Source organism: Tenacibaculum profundi (genome assembly GCF_057162725.1).
In genome coordinates this window covers 680,046-697,007 of sequence record NZ_CM169894.1, presented here as the reverse complement: position 1 = coordinate 697,007, position 16,962 = coordinate 680,046, and the positions used below count along the sequence as shown (strand labels likewise).

The window sequence follows — 16,962 nt, the reverse complement described above, 5'->3', positions numbered from 1 at the left end:
TAAGTTTTAAAGTGCTTTTAATGCTTCTTCATAATTTGGTTCATCAACAATTTCTCCCACCTGCTCTGTGTAAACAATGTTACCATTTTCATTGATAACAACTACACATCGTGAATGAAGACCTTTTAAAGCGCCGTCAATGATTTCAAGACCGTATGTTTTACCAAAATTACCATCTTTAAAGTCAGAAAGCATAACAACATTTTCAATTCCCTCAGCACCGCAAAATCTTGCCTGGGCAAAAGGTAAATCCTTAGAAATGCAAATAACTTTTGTATTGTCAAGGCTAGCGGCTTTTTTATTGAATTCTCTTACAGAGGTTGCACATGTTCCAGTATCAACACTTGGAAAAATGTTTAGTACAATTTTATTACCGGCAAAAGAACTTAATTTTTTGTCAGAAAGATCAGATGCTGTTAGTGTAAAATCAGGAGCTTTTTCGTTTAAAGTAGGAAGGTTGCCAATTGTTTTGACAGCATTTCCTTGTAAGCTAATAGTTGCCATTTTTTTTCTTTTAAATTAAAAACCAAAGGTAATTAAATAATTTAAAAAAAAGAATGAGCTGAAATAGAATCAGAAGCAAAAGAAGTATCTTAGTAGCCTTAAATTATGTAAGTAAAAAATTGAAGATAGGATTGTATACAAAGGAGTTTCGTTACAATTGGAAGTTGGCGGCTCCTGTAATGTTGGGAATGTTAGGGCATACGTTTGTTGGTTTTATAGATAATATAATGGTGGGACAGTTGGGCACTGCTGAACTAGCGGCTGTTTCTTTGGGAAATAGTTTTATTTTCATAGCAATGTCATTAGGAATTGGCTTTTCAACGGCGATTACTCCGCTTATAGCAGAAGCCAGTTCATCCGATAATTTTCTTCAAGCCAAAGCTACCTTTAAACACGGTCTTGTTTTGTGCTTTTGTCTAGGGTTGGCTCTTTTCTTAGGAGTCTATTTCGCAAAACCAATGATGTATTACATGGATCAACCACCAGAGGTTGTTAAATTATCTTTACCTTACTTAGATTTAGTTGCTTTTTCATTAATCCCAATGATTACTTTTCAAGGATTAAAACAGTTCAGTGATGGAATGTCTATTACCAAGTACCCAATGTATGCTGCTTTAATCGCTAATATTTTAAATGTTGTTTTTAATTACTTACTGATTTTTGGTAAATTTGGTTTTCCTAATTTAGGAATTGTTGGAGCTGCCTATGGTACATTAATTTCAAGAACAATAATGGTTATATTTTTATGGTGGGTGCTAACAAAAAAAGAGCGTACTAAAAAACTAGTTACGAATATTAAATTCTTTATTTTAGAGTTTAAAATTATTAAAAAAATAATTAGTCTTGGAGCGCCAAGTGCAATGCAAATGCTTTTTGAAGTAGCTATATTTACTTCCGCAATTTGGTTGAGTGGTTTGCTAGGAAAAAATCCTCAAGCAGCCAATCAGATAGCATTAAACTTATCATCAATGACTTTCATGGTTTTCAATGGGCTAAATGTGGCTTCAATGATACGCGTAGGAAATCAAAAAGGGTTAAATAACTACCAAGAACTAAGAAGAATTGCATTATCTATTTTTTTAATGGGTACTATTTTAGCGGTTTTCTTTTGTCTTATATTTTTTGGATTTCATAAGTCATTACCACATTTATATATAGATTTTAATGACGTGCAAAACTATGAAGATAACATGGAGGTTTTAAAGATAGCCTCGCAACTATTAATAGCAGCTGCATTTTTTCAAATTAGTGATAGTATACAAGTAATGGTTCTAGGTGCTTTAAGAGGGCTACAAGACGTAGTGATTCCTACAATAATTACTTTAATTTCTTATTGGTTTATAGGGTTTCCTGTTAGTTATTATTTTGGAAGTAAAGAAATGTACGGAAGCTTTGGGATATGGTTAGGATTGCTCGCAGGTTTAACTTCAGCTTCAATTCTATTATATTTGCGCTTTAATTACTTAACATTAAAATTGATTAAAACAAAACATCATGAATTTACCTAAATTTTTACTTGCTGATAATAGTAAGCAACCAGAAGATATTTTTGTATTACATACTGAATATCCAAGATTTTTAATCAATTTAAAAGACGATGATGTTGAATGGTTTGAAGATGTATCAAGTGAAAATGAGCAAGATTTGGCTAACGAATTGGAAAGCTTAATAGAATTAGCAGGAAAATTCTACGATGATGAAATGAAACAATATGAACAATAAATAGAAATTGGTTAAGTCCAGTTTTTATTGTTTGATATCTTTAAGAAGTTCTTTAGCTTGATCTTTCCAGTTATCTCTTAAAATTCTTCCAGGGAAAAATTCGATTAATTCTGTAATAGCCTCAATTTCGTCTTTTGAAATTTTACTTAATTGTTCGTAATTATAAACACCAATACTGTTTAATTTTTTTTCAATAAAATCTCCAATACCATTAATTTGAGTAAGATCATCTTTGTTCTTTTCATCTCCCATTCCAATAATGTCAAATTTTAATTCTTTTGGATACTTTACTTCAATACCTCCTCGTTCAATAGTTTTTTTGGCGCGTATAGTAGTTGGTGCTTCTGTTTCTGTTTCTATATGAATTGCATTGTATATAGTGTCTTCTGTTTTACTTTCTTTATTGTTTTTGTAATGAAGCCAAGCAAAAATGTATCCTATTATAAAAGAACCAAACATCCAGAAAAAAAAACCGAATAAATGTAGATATTTCTCTGTTAAAAAAAGCGTCATATTTAAGGGATTATAGTATTAATTTATAATAATTTCAATTCTTTTATTTGTTGTTGTTTTATTTTTAAAAGCTTCTATATCACCTTTGGATATTATTTTTAGTTTGGATTTCACAATACCTATTTCTTTAAGAAACGAGGCAAATTGTTGGGCGAGTTCCAATCCAATTGAGTTACTTATTTCTGAGTCACTATTTTTATTTGAATGACCAATAATATTAACCACTTTATTAGGATTTGAAGTTAAAAAATCTTTTAATTCGAAAGCATATGTTCGTAACTGATTGTTGAGGATTAATTTATTATTTCTTACAAAACTATTTTGTATAGTCTTTGGTGATAGTTTACTATATAAAGAAGTCATTTTTTCTTTGGAGAGTTCAACGTAAAAAAGATCAATTCCTTCCGCGTAAAACCCATCATGATCGTAGTTGTAACTGATAATTGAGTCTTTAGTGTTAAGCTTTTCAGGATTTATTCCATGTTTTATCAATTTGTTTTTAATGTAATCTGCTCTTTTTTGACCAAAATTAGTATTATTGGACAGTAGTTCGTCAGGTAAACAGTGACCAACTATTAAAATTTCTTTTTTTGGATTGTTATTTAAAAAGTTAAAAATAGAGTCTTTGAAATAAAAGAACTGCTCAGGGAATAGAACCCTTGTATGAGAGGCATTTGTAACAAATTTATGCTTGAATTTTAAGGGATGTATTTCTTGCTTTATCTTGAGATGAGCTGTGTTTTTATTATTTTTCTTTAAAATACTTTTTAAAGTTTGGGTTGTTTCTTTATTTTCTTTGATGGAAGTGTTTTTTGTGTTTCTTTTCGATACGTCTTTTTTAAAATCAGGTCCCTGAATTACAAGAGCGGCAGAAGCCCAACAAAGAAAAAAGAGAAAAGCTTTAACGAAATTTTTCATGAATAAGGGATCATTAAGTTCATTAAAAATAAAAAAATATTTTTTTATTAGAAAAAAAGGTTTTTCGGATAAGTTATATAAAAAAAGCTCACCCTTAAAGGTAAGCTTTTTATAGAAATATTAAAATTAAATTTTACTTAATTAACTCATAACTTCTTTTAATGAAGTTGGTTAAGTCTTCTCCGTGTAATAAATTCTGTGATAATTTGGCCAAATCAAATGCTTGAGAAATAAGTTCCTTTTGCTTAGTTTCATCAGAATTTAAAATATCACTCACTAATTTATGATTTGTATTAACTACGAGGTTATACATTTCAGGTAAATTACCCATACCCATCATACCTCCACCAGTAGCACTCATTTCCTTCATTCGTCTCATAAATTCAGGTACCGTAATTAAGAAAGGAGTAGCTTCAGAGTCCATTGATTCTAGTTGAACAGTGTAAGACTCTTTTGGAACAGCATTCTCAATAATAGGTTTTAATTTATCTTTTTCCTCATCTGATAATTTTGATATTGAAGTTTCATCCTTCTTGATTAGATTATCGATGTGATCAGCGTCCACACGTGTAAATTGAATTTTTGCATCACCGCTAGATGTTTCAAGCTTTTGCATTAGGTGAGAAACGATAGGCGAGTCAAGTAATAATACTTGATAACCTTTTGCCTTTGCTGACTCTATGTAAGCATGTTGAGCATCTTTATTCGCTGCATAAAGAATAATATGATTACCGTCTTTATCAACTTGAGTATCTTTTGTTTTTTCTATAAGTTCATCAAACGTAAAATATGTGTCATTTACTGTTGGATAAAGGGTGAACTTTTTCGCTTTGTCAAAGAATTTATCTTCTGAAAGCATTCCGTATTCAATTATGACTTTAATATCATTCCATTTCTTTTCAAAGTCTTCTCGGTCATTTTTGAATAAAGAACTTAGTTTATCTGCTACTTTTTTGGTTATATAACCTGATATTTTTTTAACGGCTCCATCAGCTTGTAAATAAGAACGCGAAACATTTAAAGGAATATCAGGAGAGTCAATAACTCCTTTAAGCATTTGTAAAAAATCAGGAACAATTCCTTCAACATTATCAGTTACAAAAACCTGATTTTGATATAGTTGAATTTTATCCTTTTGCATATCTAAGTTCTGACTTAGTTTAGGAAAGAATAGAATACCTGTAAGATTAAAAGGATAATCAACGTTTAAATGAATATGAAATAAAGACTCCTCAAATTGCATCGGATAAAGCTCTCTATAGAAGTTTTTATAGTCATCAGCCTCTAAATCTGCTGGTTTTTTTGTCCATGCAGGATCTGTATTATTTATGATATCATCAACATCAATTTGTTTGTGAGGTTCTGTTGTTTCTTTCCCGTCTTTGTCTGTTGTTGTTTGTGGAGTAAAATCAGGATCATTTACTTTCTTTGTGCCAAATTTTATTGGTATTTGGTTAAATCTATTGTATTTTGTTAACAGTCCTCTTATTTTACCTTCTTCCAAGAATTCTTCTGAATCTTCAGCAATATGTAATATAATTTCAGTACCCCTATCAGATTTATCATGTTTTACTAAAGTGTATTCGGGAGATCCATCACATGTCCAATGGGCAGCATCTTCGTCTTTAAAAGATTTAGTGATTATCTCTACTTTATTTGCAACCATAAACGCAGAGTAAAACCCTAAACCAAAGTGACCGATAACACCTGTTTCGTTTTTATCATCTTTATATTTTTCTAAGAATTCCTCAGCACCTGAAAAAGCAATTTGATTGATATATTTTTCAACTTCTTCTGCTGTCATCCCTAAACCTTGATCGATAATGGTTAAGGTTTTATTTTCTTTATCAACTTTTACTTCAATCTTAGGCGCACCATATTCAACCTTAGCTTCTCCAATAGAAATTAAATGTTTAAGTTTTGTGGTAGCATCAGTAGCATTAGAAATAAGCTCACGTAAAAAGATTTCATGGTCAGAATACAAGAACTTTTTAATCAGTGGAAAAATATTTTCGACTGACACATTGATATTTCCTTTACTCATAAATTTATATATTTTGATTGTAAATAATTTCTTCTTCGCTATTTATGTCAAAAAAAATACCAAAAATAATAAAATGACAACATGACATATATTTTCGTCAAAGGATTTCTTATATTGTTTAGAAAATTATAAATCGCTACTTTTGACCGGCAAAATTTTGCATCTGAGTAAAAAAATAACGTAAAAAACTATGTATAGTTCGAAAATTTCAGGATTAGGGTACTATGTGCCCGAGAATGTGGTTACCAATAACGATTTAACCCAGTGGATGGATACTAGTGATGAATGGATTCAAGAGAGAACTGGGATAAAGGAACGTCGTTGGATTGATCCTAAAACAGGAGATACAACTTCATCAATGGGAGCGAAAGCTGCTACAATAGCTATTGAAAGAGCCGGTTTAACAAATAATGACATTGATTTTATAATATTCGCAACTTTAAGTCCTGATATGTACTTTCCAGGTGGAGGTGTTCGTGTTCAAGATTTGTTGGGAATGCCAACTATAGGGGCACTTGATATACGTAACCAATGTTCTGGTTTTATTTATTCACTATCAGTAGCAGATCAGTTTATTAAAACAGGAATGTATAAAAATATACTGGTAATTGGTTCTGAAAACCATTCAGGTGGATTAGAAAGATCTACTAGGGGAAGAGGTGTTACTGTTATTTTTGGAGATGGGGCAGGAGCAGCTGTTCTTTCAAGAAGTGAAGAAAAAGGAAAAGGTATTTTATCCTCTCATTTACATTCTGAAGGTAAACATGCTAAAGAACTTGCTCTAGAGGGACCAGCGACAGGTCGCTGGGTTGATGCAATTATGAAAGATAATGACCCCGATGATGTGTCTTATTATCCATATATGAATGGTCAATTTGTATTTAAGCACGCAGTGGTTCGATTCTCTGAGGCAATAATGGAGGGACTTGAAGCTAATAAATTGAAGAAAGAGGATATAGATATGCTTATTCCGCATCAGGCTAATTTACGAATAGCTCAATTTATTCAGAAAAAATTTCAATTATCTGATGATAAGGTGTATAATAATATTCAAAAGTATGGCAATACAACAGCAGCATCTGTAATTATAGCGCTAACAGAAGCTTGGGAAAAAGGAAAAATAAATGATGGAGATTTAGTTGTTTTGGCTGCTTTTGGTAGTGGATTTACATGGGGATCTGTGGTAATAAAATGGTAATAAAAATAAAAGATAGTGTGTATAATTATTATACACACTATCTTTTATATAACTTGACACGTATCGTATCTATTTATTGGTTATGTTAATGATTTCTTGGTGTTTTTTACATAAATCCACCACTTCCTTTTTCATTATGGTCTCTTTTTCTCCTCTCTTTAGCGCGATTTTTTCCACCTCCAAATCTATAATTGAAACCAATATAGGTGTTTCTACTTTCCCAATTGAATTTTCCATTTTGGGTAAAAGGGGTTTCAGATTGAAATTGAAAACGCATTGTATTAAAAATATCATTCACTCTAAAGGTAATACTACCTTTGCCCTTTAAAATACTATAATTTGCTCCAAAATTGACCATTCGCATAGGGGCAACTTTCCATTGAATATTTTCAAAACTACCTCGATACATTGCAAATAGTTGAAAACTCATATTTTTAGTAGCGTTAAAATTATTACTAATCCGAGCATTAAAAACTTGATTTTTTACCTCTAATCTAGAAGCATTTTGATTATTTAAATCATTGGTGCCAAATTGTGTTTGAGCATAAATATCCATGCTAGCATTCGTTCTCCACCATTTAGTAATTTTATAATTTGAAGAGAGTTCTAGTCCGTAAGAATTTGTGTCGTCAAAGTTTTGATAAGTTAAAATTTGACGAACATTGCTAGGGTCGCTTGTATCTTTAAAAGTTGCTCTTGAAATGACATCGTTAATATTACGATAAAAACTTCCGATAGTAATGGATCCACCCTTAATTTTTCTAGTATAATTAAATTCTATGGAATTTGTAAACTGAGGTAATAGTTGTGCATTACCGACTGAAGTAATTAAAGCAGTACTCCATTCTCTAATTGGATTTACTTGTTGGATATTTGGTCTGTCTACTCTTTTACTATAACTTAACTGAAACTGATTTTCATCTGATGGGTTATAAGTAAAAAAAGCAGAAGGATATATTGTGAAAATATCATCAGTAACTGTTTCATTACCTAATGTTTCTTGTTTAAATATCCCTTTAATATTAAATTGTTCAATTCTAGAGCCTAATTGTATACTTAATTTACCTAACTGATGACCGTAATTAATATAACCGGAATAAATTTTTCTGTCATAAGAGAATGACGAATTATTAAAACCAGTTTGGTTAGTAATATTTGTGTTATATGAATTATTTGCTCGGTATTCAAGCCCAAGTTCTAATTTTCCATTTTTAGATAAAGGATTCGTATAATCAAGGTTGATTAAAGTGTTTGATCTGTCATTAAAAATATCATTAAAATAATTTAAGCTACCATCATTTGTTTGGATAAGATCATTATTTAAGAAAAATTGAGGAGTTTCATTTTTTGAAAATGTTGCTTCGAACTCAATATTGTGTCCTTCTGTATCAAAATCATGTTTATAATTCAGGTTATAAGCTTGGTCTTTACTATCTGATAATTGATTGTTAGGAGAGATATTGGTAATTATTCCTGAACTATCAGTAATTATTGCACTTCCATTAGAATTACTTTTAAACCAGTTTTGAGTAGTATAAAAAGATAATGTGTTTTTATCATCTAAATAAAGATCGGCTCCTATTTTAAACAAATGAGATTCATTATCATTTATAAAATTAATATCTTGATTATTTATTCCCTTTCTATTTATAAAACCGAAATTATAGCGGTCACCGATGTTAAAACCATAATTTCCAAAAAAGTTAACTTTTCCAGCTTTGTAGTTCATGTTTGTAGAAGTATTATAACGAACATAATGTCCAGCTTCAATTCCAGTATTTAAAGAGCCATTAAAACCTAGATTGGCATTTTTATTTAAAATAATATTAATAATACCACTCATACCTTCTGGATTGTATTTTGCTGAAGGATTGGTAATAAGTTCAACACTTTTAATAGAAGACGAGGGTAATTGCTTTAGTAATTGAGATGCAGGAACATTGGTAGGTTTACCGTCTACTAAAACTTTTACATTTTCATTGCCTCTTAAGCTAATATTTCCTGTTTGGCTATCTACACTAACAGATTGTACGTTGTTTAATAATTCAGAAGCGGTTGCACCAGCGGAAGTAAGATCTTTACCTACATTAATTACTTTTCTATCTATTTTTTGAGTAACTGTAGACGTTTCTGCTCTTACTTCTACTTCATCTAAAGTTGTTGAATCCTCTTCTAGTGAAATAGTTCCTATTTCAATGTTCTTATTTTGTTTATTTATATTTATTACTTTTGTGAAAATTGAGTAACCAATAAATTGAACTTCAAGGATGTTTTTGCCGAAAGGAATATTTTTTATTATAAATTTTCCAGTTTCATTAGTTATTCCTCCAGTTATTATTCTCTGTTTGGTGTCTTTTATAATTATATTTACGTATGGTAAAGGCTCATGTGTAATTTTGTCAATAACTTTACCTGACACGACTCCAGGTTTTGGTAAATTTTTTCCAAAGGAGGAAAAGCTCATAAAAATAATAAGCATTGTTAATAATTTTTTCATTTTGTGTTTTTTGAATCGTTTATGTTTAACAGACTGTTAGAGCTTTATTTTTGTTACAAGAAAAAAAAAGATTAACTTATTTTTAAGAAAAATGAAAAATACAACATTGGTAATTGGAGCTTCTTTGCAAAGTACTAGGTATTCAAATAGGGCAATAGAACTTCTTGCTGAAAAAGCCGTGCCTACAATAGCTATAGGAGCAAAAGAGGGTGAGGTAGCAGGTATAAAGATTTATAAACATCAAAAAATGTTTGAAAATATTGATACAGTTACATTATATATAAATCCTAAAATTCAAGAAGTTTATTATGATTATGTGATTAGTTTATGCCCTAGAAGGGTCATTTTTAATCCTGGAACCGAAAACGTTGAGTTCACGAAATTATTAAGACGTAATCATATTCTTGTTCAAGAAGCATGTACGTTGGTTTTATTGTCTATAAATCAATATAGTTAAACTATAATTTGGGGCTGATTACCATAGATTTCAGCCTTTTTATATGCTTAAAACTTTAGTTTAAAACTATTAAGCTTTCTTAAAAAAGAAATACCTTTTATTAAGTTATAATTTCGGTAGGAGGGGAACTAAGAGAGTAGCGACTGCCAGTTTCTGCTAGCTCAACATTTTTAAAAATTCTTTCAGCTTCCGTTTTAAAATTATTTATATTCTTATATCTACTAGAATAGTGCCCTATGATAAGTTTTTTAACGTTTGCTTGATGGGCTATTGAAGCAGCTTGTGCTGCTGTAGAATGTTTTGTTTTTTCGCATAAATCTTCTCTATCGTTTAGAAAGGTAGCTTCGTGATATAAAACATCGACATTTTCAATGATAGGAATAATATCTGGTTTATAAGCTGTATCGCTGCAAAAAGCAAAACTTTTCGGGGTCTCAGGCTCTATAGTTAATTGAGAATTTGGAATAATTTTACCCGAAGAGAGTTTGAAATCCTTACCAAGTTTTAAATTATTATAGTCACACTTTTCAATTTCGCAATATTGTTTTATCTTTTCAATATCAAGCTTTTTTGGTTTAGCTTTTTCGGTAAATAAAAAACCATTAGTATAGATTCTATGATCCAAAGGGATTGTTTTAATTATTACTTTTTCATCTTCAAAAATAATTTCACTTTCTTTTGATGAAAGTTCATGAAAAATAATTTTATACTTTGTCCATGATTTCGATAATTTTAATTGTAGAACAGTAATTTCTTTAATTCCTTTAGGACCAAATATATGTAGTGGTTTTTCTCTATTTAGAATTCCAAAAGTAGAAATTAGCCCTATTAATCCGAAAAAATGATCACCATGTAGATGAGAAATGAAAATATGGTTTATTTTAGAAAAACCTACTTTATATTTACGCATTTGTCTTTGTGTCCCTTCTCCACAATCAATTAAAAAATGCCTATTATTAATTTCTAAATATTGAGATGTAGGATAAGCATTCGAGCGAGGGGTTGCTGAATGACAACCTAAAATAGTAAGGTTTAAATGCATTTTAACGATTGCTTTATTATACGCGAAATTCTAACAGACATTATTTAGTAGTTCACAGATTTGATAATATTTCTTTTTTCAAAATAGTAAAATGCTATTAATAATAAAAATGGCAATAACGCATGTAAATAAAAAAACATATGACTATTATTAAAAGAAGTTTGAAAACGAAAATATAAAATTCAAATTGAAAAATAAATTTATTTTTCAATTTGAATACTATTTTGTTGGTAATATTTTCTTTCTTTCTTTCTTAAAGTAAAAGGTTTCTTGACTGAATAAATAAGTAATAGTAATTCATAATAAAGTTTGACGTCAATGATATTATTTGACAACAAATCTCTTAGACAGAACTTCTTTACTTGTTTCGATAGCGTATAGATACATTCCAGGACTTAAAATATTGTGTTTAAAAGCAATATTATTCATTCCTTTATGTGCAATAATTTTATCTATTAATATTGATTTACCTAATATATCAATAACTGATAAAGTTACAGCTTGAGTTCTTATAGATTTAAATGAAATTTTCGTTTCAATTCTAAATGGATTATATTTTAAACCCAATTCTTTAATTGTTTTATTTTTTTGAGCACACATAAAAGTTGTAGCAAGTAATAATGTGCATAATAGTTTTTTCTTAGCCATAAATAATTCATCGGGGGTATGAATAATTAATATGATTGCTTTATAAGCTCCTTGTAAGTTGTAATATTAAAAACTTAGTAATGAACCACATGAAGTAGTTATTCGTAAAAATTTTAAAGAAAACAACTATTTTAGCCTACATAAATTTAAAATAGATAACAACCTATCATGTAACACTTTTAAGAAAGTCAAAATGTTACTAAAATAGCTTATCTAATAACAAACCTTTTTGAAACAACTTCTTCTGTTGTTTGAACAGAATAAATATACATGCCTGTACTATTATCATTTCGTCTGAAAGGAATGCTATTAATCCCTCTTTCAGCAGTCATTTTTTCTTTCATTATTGATTTTCCTAAAATATCAACAACGGTTACAACAACTGTTTGTATTTTATCAGATTTAAATGATATTTTTGTTTCTATATTAAATGGATTGGGGTGAGCACCCAAGCCTTTAAGCGTATGATTTTTTTGAGAGAATACATACGTGGTTAAAAAAAATAATACGTAAAAGAGTAGTCTTTTTGTCATAAATAATTAATTCATTAGGGGTTATGAATAATTGAAAGGTTAAAAACCTAGATTACGCTGAATATTCTCAATCTCTAGTACATCTTCCGCTTCTATAAGTGTAGGAACAATATTTAGTTCTTCGGGAAATTTATCAATATCTACACTATTATCAATAATCACAAAAGATAAACCTTTCTTCTTTTGAATAAAAGCATATTCCAAAAGTAACAAAATATTTTGTTCAGAAAAATTATTTTTTGAAGAAAATTCTAAAATAATATGAGAACTCTCTATTTTGTTATAAATCTGTTTAAACTTATTTAAAAAAGAGTTAAATGTTTTTTCTTCAGAAGTAATAAGTTTATAATTATTATTTTGCTTAATTTCCATCAAAACTATCTTTTTATTTTTTGCGCTAATAAATAGATGACTGCCATTCTTACAGCTACGCCATTTTCTACTTGATTTAATATAATAGATTGCTCACTATCGGCTACATCACTTGTTAATTCAACTCCACGGTTTATTGGTCCAGGATGCATGATTACAATATCTTTTCCTAAATTATCAAGTACATCTTTATTAATACCAAAGAGTTGCGTATATTCCCTTGTAGAAGGAAAATATTTAATATCCATTCTTTCATGCTGAACTCGAAGAACATTGGCTACATCACACCAGTCAAGGGCTTTTTTTAAATTGGTTTCGACTTGAACACCAAGACTTGTAATGTATTTAGGGATTAGAGTGCTGGGGCCACACACCTTAACTTTTGCTCCTTGTAATTTTAATGCGAAAATATTAGAAAGTGCAACTCGGGAATGTAAAACGTCGCCAACAATAACTATTTTTTTTCCTTTTAAGTTACCATTTAACGCTTCACGCATAGAAAAGCTATCAAGTAAAGCTTGGGTAGGGTGTTCATGAGTTCCATCTCCTGCATTTACTATTTTAGCATCAATGTGTTTAGAAAGAAAGACACCAGCACCAACGTTCGAGTGTCTCATAACAACAATATCAACTTTCATAGAAAGTATATTATTTACAGTATCAATAAGCGTTTCGCCTTTTTTCACAGAAGATTGACCTGCTGAAAAATTGATTACATCTGCAGAAAGTCTTTTTTCTGCTAGTTCAAAAGACAGTTTCGTACGTGTACTATTTTCAAAGAATAAATTAGCAATCGTAATATCTCTTAGCGAAGGAACTTTTTTAATTGGTCTATTAATAACTTCTTTAAAATGCGAGGCAGTTTCAAAAATAAGTTCTAAATCTGATTGATTTAAGTATTTGATTCCTAGCAAATGCTCAACACTTAACTGCTTCATTTTTAGTTGTTTTATGAGTTGTGTTTTTAGTTGTGTTTTTCTTTGTTTTCAATATAGATAGCATCTTTGTCATTAGTTTCTTTCCAATGAACCAAAACTTTTTCTTGATTTATTGCATCTACTTGTCTTCCTCTATAAGTTGGTTGAATTGGTAAATGACGACTAAAACGCCTGTCTATTAAAACAAGTAATTCAATATTTTCAGGTCTTCCATAGGACTGTATGGCTGTCAATGCCGAACGAACACTTCTACCTGAGAAGAGAACATCATCAACAAAGACGACTTTTTTACCTTCAACTAGGAAGTTTATTTCTGTTGAATTGGCCTCTAGAGGTTCATTTCGCCTTCTAAAATCATCTCTGTAAAATGTTATATCGAGTAAACCTAATTGTAAACCTTTTATTGAATATTCATTCTTTAAGATTTTAACCAAACGCTTGGCCAAATAACTTCCTCTAGGTTGGAGGCCTATGATAACAGTATTGGCAAAATCGTCGTGGTTTTCGATTAACTGACACGCTAATCGATGCAGAATGATTTCAATTTCTTTTGAATTAAGTAGTTTTTTTCTGCTCATTGTTGCTACCAAATTTTGTATGATAGTTTCAATTTCAAAATTACTACAAAAAAATAGTGTAGCAAAAGTTAAACGTAAAAACTATATCAATTAAATTATCTTTAAATTTGCCAACTTTTAGAAAAGTATTGAAAGATTATGATGAAATACATTAGAAATAAAAAAATAAAAGTTAAAGATGATTCTTTAGCAGGTATCACTGTTTCTTTAGCAATGATACCAGAAGTTGTAGCTTTTGCCTTTGTGGCACAGATAAGCCCTATTGTTGCCTTGTTTGGTGCTTTTGTAATAGGAAGTATTTCTGCTATTTTTGGTGGAAGACCTGGCTTAATTTCAGGTGCTGCTGGTGCAGTTGCCGTTATTTTTGTTAATATGATACAGGAAGGCCATGCTAAAGGATTACTTTTTGATACTCCAGTTGAGAACATGGGCTATTTTTATTTATTAGCAGCCGTTGTTCTAATGGGAGTTATCCAAGTGTTGGCAGGTGTTTTTAAGTTAGGTAAATTTGTTCGTTTAATACCGCATCCTGTTATGATGGGATTTGTTAATGGATTAGCAGTTGTTATATTTATGGCTCAATTGGGAATGTTTACTGAAAATTCAAAAGATCTTTACGGGCAAAACAAAAGAATTACTGAAAATAAGGAGTTAGTATATAAAATTGACGGTAATAATGTTAAGGATATTACCTCAAATAATACGATTTTTCGTATTCAAGATAAATCAGTTTTTAACAATGAAACTAATGAAGAATTATTCTTAATATCAGAGGGGCAGGTATTTGATATAAGAAGCAAAAAAGTTGTTTATAATTATAATGATGAAGGATTTCATTCTGTTTTAGATAAAGGAGTTCTAAAAACAAAAATGAAAGGCTCAAAATTATATATAATGATTGTATTGGTGTTATTAACCATGCTAATTGTTTGGGGGCTACCAAAATTGACAACCAAAGTGCCAGCTGCATTGACTGCTATTTTAATAATTACTTTTATTGTTGTTTTTGGAGGAATTGAATCAATTAACGTCGGTGATTTTATTAGAAATGGAGGAGGTATAGGCTTAAATGGTTTTGATGAGTTGTCAAAAAAAATGAATTTGGCTCAACTATGGAGTAATCTACCGTTTAATTTAGATACCCTTAAATTTATCGCTCCTTATTCTTTTTTAGCTGCTTCAGTAGGTTTAATTGAAACTTTAATGACAATGAATTTAGTTGATGAGCTTACCGATTCTAGAGGAAATGGAAACAAAGAGTGTGTAGCTCAAGGAGCCGGTAATATTCTAAGTGGAGTTTTCGGTGGAACAGGTGGTTGTGGGATGATCGGACAAACGGTAATCAACATAAATGCCGGAGGTAAAGGAAGACTATCTGGAGTAATGATGGCTGTTACTCTTTTAGTTTTTATTCTTTTTGCAGATAAATACATTGAGCAAGTACCTATTGCAGCATTGGTAGGGGTAATGTTTATGATGGTAATAGAAACTTTTGCTTGGTCTAGTTTTAGAATTATGAATAAAATTCCTGTCTCGGATGCAGTAGTACTGATAATTGTTTCTTCCGTTACTGTTATTTTTGACTTAGCGATTGCTGTTTTCGTTGGAGTTATTATTTCTGCTTTAGTATTTGCATGGGAAAATGCAAAAAAAATTAGAGCACGAAAGAGAATGAAGGCAGATGGGACCAAGGTATATGAGATATGGGGGCCTTTATTTTTTGGAAGTATTACAGCGTTTAATGAAAAATTTGATGTTAGAAACGATCCTGATAAAATTGAAATTGATTTTATCGAGTCAAGAGTTTCAGATCACTCAGCTATTGAAGCAATCTTTAATTTAGTTGAGAAGTATGAAACTGCAGGAAAAAAGATAGTGCTTAAGCATTTGAGTGAAGATTGTAAAGTGTTGCTTTACAAAGCAAATGAAAAGTTTCAGACTATTATTGAAGAAGATATTGATGACCCTAGGTATCATTTAGCAGAAAATCCAGAAAAATTTCCAAAGCCTTTATCTGAATATGAATTTTAAAAAAATCCCGATTACGGGATTTTTTTATGATTTATTTAAAGGGCTTACAATTTCTACGTCGCTAAAAGCTATAGCACCTCTAACAACACCATCAATAGTATTTTTTAGTGATTCTATAAGTTGCATTTTTAATTGTGACTTGTGATATATCAAGCTAACTTCTCTTGCTGGTGGAGGAGTTTCAAATTCTCTCAAGTGCCCCTTATCTTCCTCATTCAAATCTAGAGTATTAAGATAGGGTAGAAGCGTCATTCCAAGTCCATCTTTTGATAATTTAATTAAAGTGTCGAAACTTCCACTTTCTAACTGAAAACGAATATTTTTATTACTTTTATGTGTTCTACAAATATTTAAAACACTATCCTTAAAACAATGACCATCTTCTAACAATAAAATATCTTCTACATTTAATTCATCAACTTTAATTTTATTTTTTTTATATAGGTCATGATCTTCAGGTACTAATCCAACAAAAGGCTCATAGTATAAAACTCTTTCTTTAATAGCTTCATTTTCTAGAGGTGTTGCGGCAATAGCGGCATCAATATAACCGTCTGTTAACTTTCTTATAATTTCATCTGTTGTTAGTTCTTCTATTATCAGTTGAACTTTAGGGTAGTTTTTACTAAATGTTTTTAAAAACATAGGCAAAAGAGTAGGCATTACGGTTGGAATAATTCCTAGTTTAAATTCTCCGCCAATATATCCTTTTTGTTGATGGACAATATCAACGATTCTATTACTTTCGTCCACAATAACTTTAGCTTGTTCTACAATTCGTTTTCCTACTTCTGTAAGTTCTATTGGCTTCTTTGATCTATTAAAAATTTTAGCGTCTAATTCTTCTTCAAGTTTTTGTATTTGCATACTAAGTGTTGGTTGTGTAACAAAACAGTTTTCTGCCGCAATAGTGAAATTTTTATATTCTGCAACAGCTAATGTATATTTCAATTGAGTTATAGTCATT

At 30.2% G+C, this 16,962-nt stretch carries 17 protein-coding genes; 5 read left to right on the top strand and 12 right to left on the bottom strand.

Translation table 11 applies throughout. The annotated features are described in order from the left end of the window. Positions 1 to 6 precede the first annotated feature (6 nt). Entirely contained in the window at positions 7 to 504 is a 498-nt protein-coding gene (gene tpx / locus AC2GW8_RS02795) for a thiol peroxidase (protein ID WP_440881278.1), read from the bottom strand. Between the two features lie 179 nt (positions 505 to 683). Here tpx and AC2GW8_RS02790 point away from each other — a divergent pair, with 179 nt between their 5' ends. After that, positions 684 to 2,012 (top strand): MATE family efflux transporter, encoded by a 1,329-nt coding sequence (locus AC2GW8_RS02790; protein ID WP_440882175.1) that lies wholly within the window; start codon positions 684 to 686, stop codon positions 2,010 to 2,012. Next, complete coding sequence (locus tag AC2GW8_RS02785; protein ID WP_440881277.1) at positions 1,999 to 2,226, top strand: DUF8828 family protein; 228 nt, start codon at positions 1,999 to 2,001, stop codon at positions 2,224 to 2,226. The genes AC2GW8_RS02790 and AC2GW8_RS02785 overlap by 14 nt, the downstream gene beginning before the upstream one ends. A 24-nt stretch (positions 2,227 to 2,250) precedes the next feature. Here the strand turns inward: AC2GW8_RS02785 and AC2GW8_RS02780 are convergent, their stop codons facing one another. From AC2GW8_RS02780 to htpG, 3 genes are all read right to left on the bottom strand, one after another. Continuing rightward, positions 2,251 to 2,739: a helix-hairpin-helix domain-containing protein gene (locus AC2GW8_RS02780; protein ID WP_440881276.1), complete on the bottom strand. Its 489-nt coding sequence runs from the start codon at positions 2,737 to 2,739 to the stop codon at positions 2,251 to 2,253. 18 nt (positions 2,740 to 2,757) lie between these two features. Continuing rightward, positions 2,758 to 3,657: an OmpA family protein gene (locus tag AC2GW8_RS02775; protein ID WP_440881275.1), complete on the bottom strand. Its 900-nt coding sequence runs from the start codon at positions 3,655 to 3,657 to the stop codon at positions 2,758 to 2,760. 133 nt (positions 3,658 to 3,790) lie between these two features. Continuing rightward, complete coding sequence (gene htpG / locus AC2GW8_RS02770) at positions 3,791 to 5,701, bottom strand: molecular chaperone HtpG (protein WP_440881274.1); 1,911 nt, start codon at positions 5,699 to 5,701, stop codon at positions 3,791 to 3,793. Between the two features lie 190 nt (positions 5,702 to 5,891). Here htpG and AC2GW8_RS02765 point away from each other — a divergent pair, with 190 nt between their 5' ends. Beyond that, positions 5,892 to 6,899 (top strand): 3-oxoacyl-ACP synthase III family protein, encoded by a 1,008-nt coding sequence (locus AC2GW8_RS02765; RefSeq protein WP_440881273.1) that lies wholly within the window; start codon positions 5,892 to 5,894, stop codon positions 6,897 to 6,899. A gap of 106 nt (positions 6,900 to 7,005) precedes the next feature. Here AC2GW8_RS02765 and AC2GW8_RS02760 read toward each other — a convergent pair whose 3' ends face one another. Then, positions 7,006 to 9,396, bottom strand: a complete 2,391-nt coding sequence (locus AC2GW8_RS02760; RefSeq protein WP_440881272.1) for a TonB-dependent receptor — start codon at positions 9,394 to 9,396, stop codon at positions 7,006 to 7,008. A 91-nt stretch (positions 9,397 to 9,487) separates the two neighbouring features. Between AC2GW8_RS02760 and AC2GW8_RS02755 the strand changes: the two genes are divergently transcribed. Then, positions 9,488 to 9,853, top strand: coding sequence for a CoA-binding protein (locus AC2GW8_RS02755; protein WP_440881271.1), 366 nt, complete (start codon positions 9,488 to 9,490; stop codon positions 9,851 to 9,853). A gap of 100 nt (positions 9,854 to 9,953) precedes the next feature. Here AC2GW8_RS02755 and AC2GW8_RS02750 read toward each other — a convergent pair whose 3' ends face one another. The 6 genes from AC2GW8_RS02750 to pyrR all read right to left on the bottom strand — a co-directional run bounded on the left by AC2GW8_RS02750 (position 9,954) and on the right by pyrR (position 13,964). Then, the gene (locus tag AC2GW8_RS02750) at positions 9,954 to 10,895 is read right to left on the bottom strand and encodes a ribonuclease Z (protein ID WP_440881270.1); all 942 of its coding nucleotides are present in this window, start codon (positions 10,893 to 10,895) and stop codon (positions 9,954 to 9,956) included. Positions 10,896 to 11,219: 324 nt separating this feature from the next. Continuing rightward, a complete protein-coding gene (locus AC2GW8_RS02745; RefSeq protein WP_440881269.1) occupies positions 11,220 to 11,543 on the bottom strand; it encodes a T9SS type A sorting domain-containing protein in 324 nt (107 codons plus the stop codon). Between the two features lie 209 nt (positions 11,544 to 11,752). Continuing rightward, the gene (locus tag AC2GW8_RS02740; RefSeq protein WP_440881268.1) at positions 11,753 to 12,076 is read right to left on the bottom strand and encodes a T9SS type A sorting domain-containing protein; all 324 of its coding nucleotides are present in this window, start codon (positions 12,074 to 12,076) and stop codon (positions 11,753 to 11,755) included. Positions 12,077 to 12,115: 39 nt separating this feature from the next. Further along, on the bottom strand, positions 12,116 to 12,448 hold the full coding sequence (locus AC2GW8_RS02735) for a hypothetical protein (RefSeq protein WP_440881267.1): 333 nt from the start codon (positions 12,446 to 12,448) through the stop codon (positions 12,116 to 12,118). A 5-nt stretch (positions 12,449 to 12,453) separates the two neighbouring features. Then, on the bottom strand, positions 12,454 to 13,386 hold the full coding sequence (locus AC2GW8_RS02730; protein WP_440881266.1) for an aspartate carbamoyltransferase catalytic subunit: 933 nt from the start codon (positions 13,384 to 13,386) through the stop codon (positions 12,454 to 12,456). A 26-nt stretch (positions 13,387 to 13,412) separates the two neighbouring features. Next, a complete protein-coding gene (pyrR, locus tag AC2GW8_RS02725; protein ID WP_440881265.1) occupies positions 13,413 to 13,964 on the bottom strand; it encodes a bifunctional pyr operon transcriptional regulator/uracil phosphoribosyltransferase PyrR in 552 nt (183 codons plus the stop codon). Positions 13,965 to 14,102: 138 nt separating this feature from the next. Between pyrR and AC2GW8_RS02720 the strand changes: the two genes are divergently transcribed. Further along, a complete protein-coding gene (locus tag AC2GW8_RS02720) occupies positions 14,103 to 15,995 on the top strand; it encodes a SulP family inorganic anion transporter (RefSeq protein WP_440881264.1) in 1,893 nt (630 codons plus the stop codon). Between the two features lie 24 nt (positions 15,996 to 16,019). On the opposite strand, the gene AC2GW8_RS02715 is transcribed toward AC2GW8_RS02720, so the two are convergent. Beyond that, on the bottom strand, positions 16,020 to 16,961 hold the full coding sequence (locus tag AC2GW8_RS02715; RefSeq protein WP_440881263.1) for a hydrogen peroxide-inducible genes activator: 942 nt from the start codon (positions 16,959 to 16,961) through the stop codon (positions 16,020 to 16,022). Position 16,962 lies beyond the last annotated feature (1 nt).